Annotated in this window: 4 protein-coding genes; all 4 read right to left on the bottom strand. The window is 47.6% G+C overall.

Annotation, left to right across the window (positions count from 1 at the left end; all coding sequences use genetic code 11):
- The coding region (locus ACPLUI_RS10040; protein WP_424660126.1) for an Hsp70 family protein at positions 1–503 on the bottom strand (503 nt) is incomplete at its 3' end.
- Positions 503–1,867: a hypothetical protein gene (locus tag ACPLUI_RS10045; protein WP_424660127.1), complete on the bottom strand. Its 1,365-nt coding sequence runs from the start codon at positions 1,865–1,867 to the stop codon at positions 503–505. The genes ACPLUI_RS10045 and ACPLUI_RS10040, both read right to left, overlap by 1 nt.
- Before the next feature lie 7 nt (positions 1,868–1,874).
- The gene (locus tag ACPLUI_RS10050) at positions 1,875–4,916 is read right to left on the bottom strand and encodes a hypothetical protein (RefSeq protein ID WP_424660128.1); all 3,042 of its coding nucleotides are present in this window, start codon (positions 4,914–4,916) and stop codon (positions 1,875–1,877) included.
- Positions 4,917–5,517: 601 nt separating this feature from the next.
- A complete protein-coding gene (locus tag ACPLUI_RS10055; RefSeq protein WP_424660129.1) occupies positions 5,518–5,700 on the bottom strand; it encodes a hypothetical protein in 183 nt (60 codons plus the stop codon).
- Positions 5,701–5,773: the final 73 nt, after the last annotated feature.

Consider the following 5,773-nt stretch of genomic DNA (forward strand, 5'->3'; position numbering starts at 1 on the left):
CCTATTCTTGTATAATGACCTACCTCCTTATAATGACAGAACAGAGCAGCGGTCGGTTCGCTGATAAAACTTTTTATCTCAATCCCTGCAAGTCGGGCGGCTTCCCGCAGCGCCACCCGTTTGCCGGCAGGAAAACCTACCGGTATGGCCACTAGAGCTTCTTTCAATAAATCTTCCCCTGTTCTTTTCCTGACTCTGTCTTTCAGGGCGAGAAATACCTGCGCTGCCACCATTTCCGGTGTCCAGGTCCGGCCAGCAATATTCCAGATCGTTCCCGAGTCAAGAAGTGTCTTGACCGAAGTAATTACTTCGCAGGATTCCCTCAATTCCTCTCTCCTGCGCCAGGCTTCGCGACCGCAGTATACCCGGCCGGTGGCTCTATCGATAATAACCAGGGATGGAAATGGGTTACCATAGCCGTCTGTAAACCTTATTTCCCTGCTGCCATCTTCGATCCCCACACAGGCACTGTTAGTTGTACCGAAATCAATCCCAAAATCCATTATTCATCACCATTTAACCTGACTCCCTGATTGATTAATTCACGAAAAACTCTATCCAGCAAAAATTTCAGATATTCCGCAAGTTGAATCGTTGGCGGCTTCTCTATTGCCTCAAGATATCCTCTGTAATGCCTGGATAGCCTGTCCATTAACCTGTTTCTGAACTCCTCAAGAACATAGTTGCACTCCAGCTCAATCCTGTTTTTGAGACTCTCCACCTCCTTTTTCCTGGCATAACTTTCCTCCTGCAGTGTATTTAATAACTCTTGCTTCTCATTTTCAAGCCCGGTTATCTGTCTGTTCAGTTCCTGAATCAGGGTTTCCCGCTGATTTTGGACTTCCAGTAAATTCGTCAGCTGTTTCTCCTGTTCCTTATTACGCATTTTTTCCCGCTGGCACTCTATTTCCAGTGAGTTCAGCTTTCCCTTCAGGCTCGCATTTTCCTTTTCCAGAGTTGCTATGTACTGCGTCAACCAGTCTATACAGGTCTGCACGTTCAATTCCACACAGGTACCAGCTGTTGTCTTTTGCATATCCGACGAAGAACCGGGGCTTGCATCATGACCCGGCGGTAATTTTTCTTTTATTTTTTCTAAATGTACCAATCTATGGCTTGCCTTTTCCCCCAATTCGGTAAATACATGTTTTTCAGTCCGGACACTGTAGGAAATCGTTTTGATTAACCCCAGTTTATGGCATTGCCTTTGCAAATCTTCAGGCCACTTCTTTGTAATATTTTCAATTTCTGCAACCAGCTTTGCTCCCAGGTCTGCTTTGCAACGGCAACGACCAAGCCAGTTTATACAATCCGTTTTCATGGCAATATCTGATCCCTGTTCGTCCTGCATACCGGAAAGTACCATCGCGGCAATACCGGATATCTGCCGGACGCTAATATCATATTTTTCCAGAGGTATTTCCAGCAGTTTCCTCGTTTCAATCAGCTCTTTCCGAAAGAGTCTTACAAACAGCTTCCCCGGACTTTTTGTTCCGCCATCAGTCAGAAAGCCTGACAGGTTAATCAATAAACGCAGTGCTACCCAGTAATCATCCGGGATGAAAGTCGCAACGAGTTTAATCTTTCTATAAAAACCTGCGGAGCCATTCAATTCCGGTTCATCCAGCAGCACTTGTATAATTTTCTCCTTCTGTTCACAACTACTTTCTTTCCATGCATCAAGAACTGCCTGACAGCAATCAACCGGAAGTATTGCTATTAACCGACAGGCCCGGCTGTAATATTCAGGACTCTCAAGCAGTAAACGTAGTTTTTCCCGAGCAATCTCACTGTCTGTAGAATTCAACTTTTTTTTATCCTTAAATTTTGCCGCCAGTACTTCCAGCTCTTTCAAAGTTTCATCCATTTACTTTTCACCCCTGGAATATCTGAGCTGTACGTTCTATAATTTTTGTTTTTTCTGGAGATGGTGGAATTCTATCTCTGAGCCCGAGTAACTTTTCAGCCAGTTTAATTTTTCGCTGTGAATTGGAACACGAATTGATCAGAAACCAGAGTAACAACCAGTCCTGACTGTCAAACGGATCAACCTCCAGGTTCGCGGAATTCCTGCAGTTCCTGGATGCTATTTCCAGAAAAACCCTATCTTCTGCACGCAATGGTAAATGGGTTAAGAACTCCACCTGAAACTGCTGTTCCGGCACAGTATCTCCGTTTAAAATTTTTACAACGTATTCCAGCAGCGAAAAAACAGGTTGCAGATTGCTGCCGAACCGTAAGGATTTAACTGCCCGCCCTGCTGCTTCAATCCTGGCAAGACGCAAAAGAAGTAAAATACACAGAAAATCCCGCAGTTCTCTGAGAACAGGGGGACCTTCTTCCATGTTGTTCAGCAGCGAAAGCGCACTTTCAAAAAGTCCACGATGATAGCGTACCCAGGCGCCAGTCAGACTGTACCCCCCGGTCATCAGAGCAATTCTGCTGCGAAACTTGCTCCGGTGATGGCGAACCTCGTTGGCCCATTCGGAAAGATCAGCTGTTCCTTCCCCGGCTATGCGGGTCATAAAAAACTGTTTCAGTGCATTCTTCCACCTCTCTACAGGAGGAAGTACTTCACTACCAGCGGGCAGGCCCTCTCCGGCCCATCGGCCGTTCTGAACCCGGATAATAAAATCCAGCAGCAGGCATAATTTTTCGTTCCCGACCCGTTCAGTCCAGTCAACTTTTTTACCGGATAATAAAATGTTCACCCTATCAAAGACACAGGCACAGGCAAAAAGCGAGAATATCCATTCATCCAGGGAGGGATGAAACCGGGGAACACGGTTTAGGTTATAGCACTTTCCCGTTGTAACCTCCCGACATAGCTCTGAACATATATCGAGAATTCTGATAAGGTCCCCGGCCGTACATACGCAGGCCCGGCAGGCTGCTCCCGCACAAATATCGGCAATTACAGATTCCAAATCAAATACCACCAACCCGGTACTTACTGTATAGTCACCCGAACGCAGTACCACTTCGTTGATTGAATGGCTGCAATCCCGGAGCAGTTCCAGCAACAGATCGGAAGAGATCCGCACCATTCCGCCGCTATCAAACTTCACCGGTATCTCTCTGGCAGGTTGCTGCCACAGTCCGAGCCAGGCCTCGGAATCCGGGCACCCGGTTAACAGAAAAATCGTTTCCTGCTCCAGGTCGGTTAAGAGGAGATATCGAACAGGCTTCCCGTCAGCAAAATACATACGGGCTCGATAAACCGGTATATTGAGACCTACTACCAGATTCTGGCATTCAATGGTACCGGTAACCCGATCGATGTCTACAGGTATAATCCACTTTCTACCATTCCGATCAATACGGCGACATCCATCAAGATTCAGACGCCCCAGAAATGAATCATCAATTTCAACAGGAGGTTCCTCGTTGAAAGCATACAGCCGGCACGCAAATCTAATATTCAGCGGGGGCAGGAGGTAAAATTCTTTTTCAGCCAGGACAGAGCCAGCCTCGGGTCTACCTGTCCTGCCTATAGCATAAACGGAAAAACGACCGTTCACAGGAGCACTACCATTTAATTCTCTCAAAACCTGCTCCAGTTCCCGTCTGTTCCTGATTCGCCCGGAAACAGAACCTGCAGTATAAAAAATGGCAACCCTGAGTTCCTCAACAGGCTTAAAGTCCGAAACAGCCAGAGGCGGTAATGAACCTGTAAATACGTCAGACCAGGGTTCCCCACACCACAGCCTGAATTTTTCAGGTTCAACCCAGGTTAGAGCAATATCTGTACCCGTATCCGGTTCCAATTCATAGCCGGGAATAGCAGTTCCGGGTTCTATGAATACCCGGCACGCCCGGTAGTTTATATTCCCGGGCACCCGGACCTGACCCAGTTCGGAAATCACCCGGCAGGGTGGGTTGTAACCATCCGGAACCAGCATCCAGTATTCACCCGGGCTGACTTTCCTTCCACGCTGAACAAATCCGTACCCGGGGTCAAAAAGAGCCGGCAACCCATCGGGCAACCACCCGGGGAGTATCCATTCGACGTGCCGTCCTTCTGGACCGGGTATCGAGCCGGCGTAATAATCCGACCAGGCCCCGGCTGTTTTCAACAGGGTCAGCGGGAAGCGCCAGAAGTCCGAGATAGCTGGAAATTTAACTCCCTCTGCATAGTCCCGACCGGGAAAACGTATGGCCAGGCACCGTTCCTCCGGTACAAAAACCAGTCGAGGTATCAATGGAATCGGAATCCGGCGTTTTGTATGCCTCAGGTTTAGATCATGAAAATGAACCAGAAGTTCCTCCCAGAACCCGGGCTGGTAACCGGGCAACTCCTCAAGATCCTCCAGCGTTAGATCTCCTCGTTCGTAGAACATGAGGAGCTGACAGACCTGAATTGTAAATTTCCACCCTGCAGGATCTTTCAAAAAATTTTTCAGATACTGGGAACAATTGAGCATGTCTACACGTTTTTGAAATTCCTCCTGCCCCATCGTGAGCAGGGTATTCCAGGACCTGAAACCTTTTAGCTGTTTAATAATGCCGGCCAGTGGAGTTATATATCGCTTTGATACCCCACACTGCTCAAGAATGGCCCCTACATACCGAAAAGGCCCGGCACGTTCAGTTTTTTTCAGTCCCAACAGGTCCAACCGCTTTTCAATAATTCTACCGAGCCGTTCCTGTTTGGCGCTCGTATTTTCTATCTTCAAGAGCCGGCAAAAATGCGGCCAGAATCCCTGGTCATCATAATAATGGTATGCACAGTTAACTGCCAGCACCACCAGAGCGATCTCATAAAGACTGTCTTCCACAACCATATACTGGCTGAATTCCCTTGCCAGGTGTTCCAGAAGGTTGGGGTCTAAATATATCTCGCCGGCGTATCTACAGTTCCGCAATTTCTCCTGCCATTCAATTGCAAAGGTAAAAATATCCTTCGCCCGTGCCATACCTTTTCACTCCGGTACAGGAACTTTCTAATTGGAACCGGTTAAAGTCCATTCTTCAATTTTTTACAGGATACATATCATTCCTCAAGCTTACTTTATGACAATAGCTAAGAAATTGAACATTATACAGATACCGGCGCTGCCGTTAAACAACGACTAACGCCCAACCACCCTTCCGGAAAGCTGGTTTCGAAAAAACAGCGGTAATAGCACGGTCCTTCCTTAGCCTGAGCAAGCTTAACGCAATAGCCTACCCTCCCCTGAAATAAAGCGTTCCTGTATGCATCCTATGTCATCGCAGCCACAAAGACCGCCAGGCATCAGAATCAGCCTGTGACGACAACCAGAAGAAGTTTCCTTACAATTTTTTCGAGATAATTAGAGAAAATCCTCCAATGAAATACCATTTCTAGTTCTCAGCTTCCAGCAACAGTTTATAAAGGCCTTTAGATTTGCTGGAGCAATGTCATCCTTATTTCGGACAATCACCATTTGACAGGTTTTATCACATGAAACATAGAACCGTTTGCGCTGCGGCCTTCGCAGTGGAACCCCGGCTTTCAGCCATGAAAGAACGTCAGAAAAAAGCAAAAGCGCCGGGTCAAAAAACCCAGCGCCTGATTTCTTTGTGTTTCAAGGCTTCTTCCACCACTTTTTGGTCCCGGCTGGATAGGGCGTCCAGCAGGTACTCCCATAGAGGCAGTTTATGCACCAGCGGAGCCAGTTCGTTGTGTCCCTTCCAGCCGTACACCTGGAGCACCCGGCTGGTGGTACGGTACAGCAAAGCGAGAGTTTCATGCGCTTCTGCAGCCTTCTGCCGCAGCTTCTTACGTTATGCGCATAGGTTTCCTTTCGGT

The organism is Desulfofundulus sp., assembly GCF_049701015.1.
Lineage (GTDB): Bacteria > Bacillota > Desulfotomaculia > Desulfotomaculales > Desulfovirgulaceae > Desulfofundulus.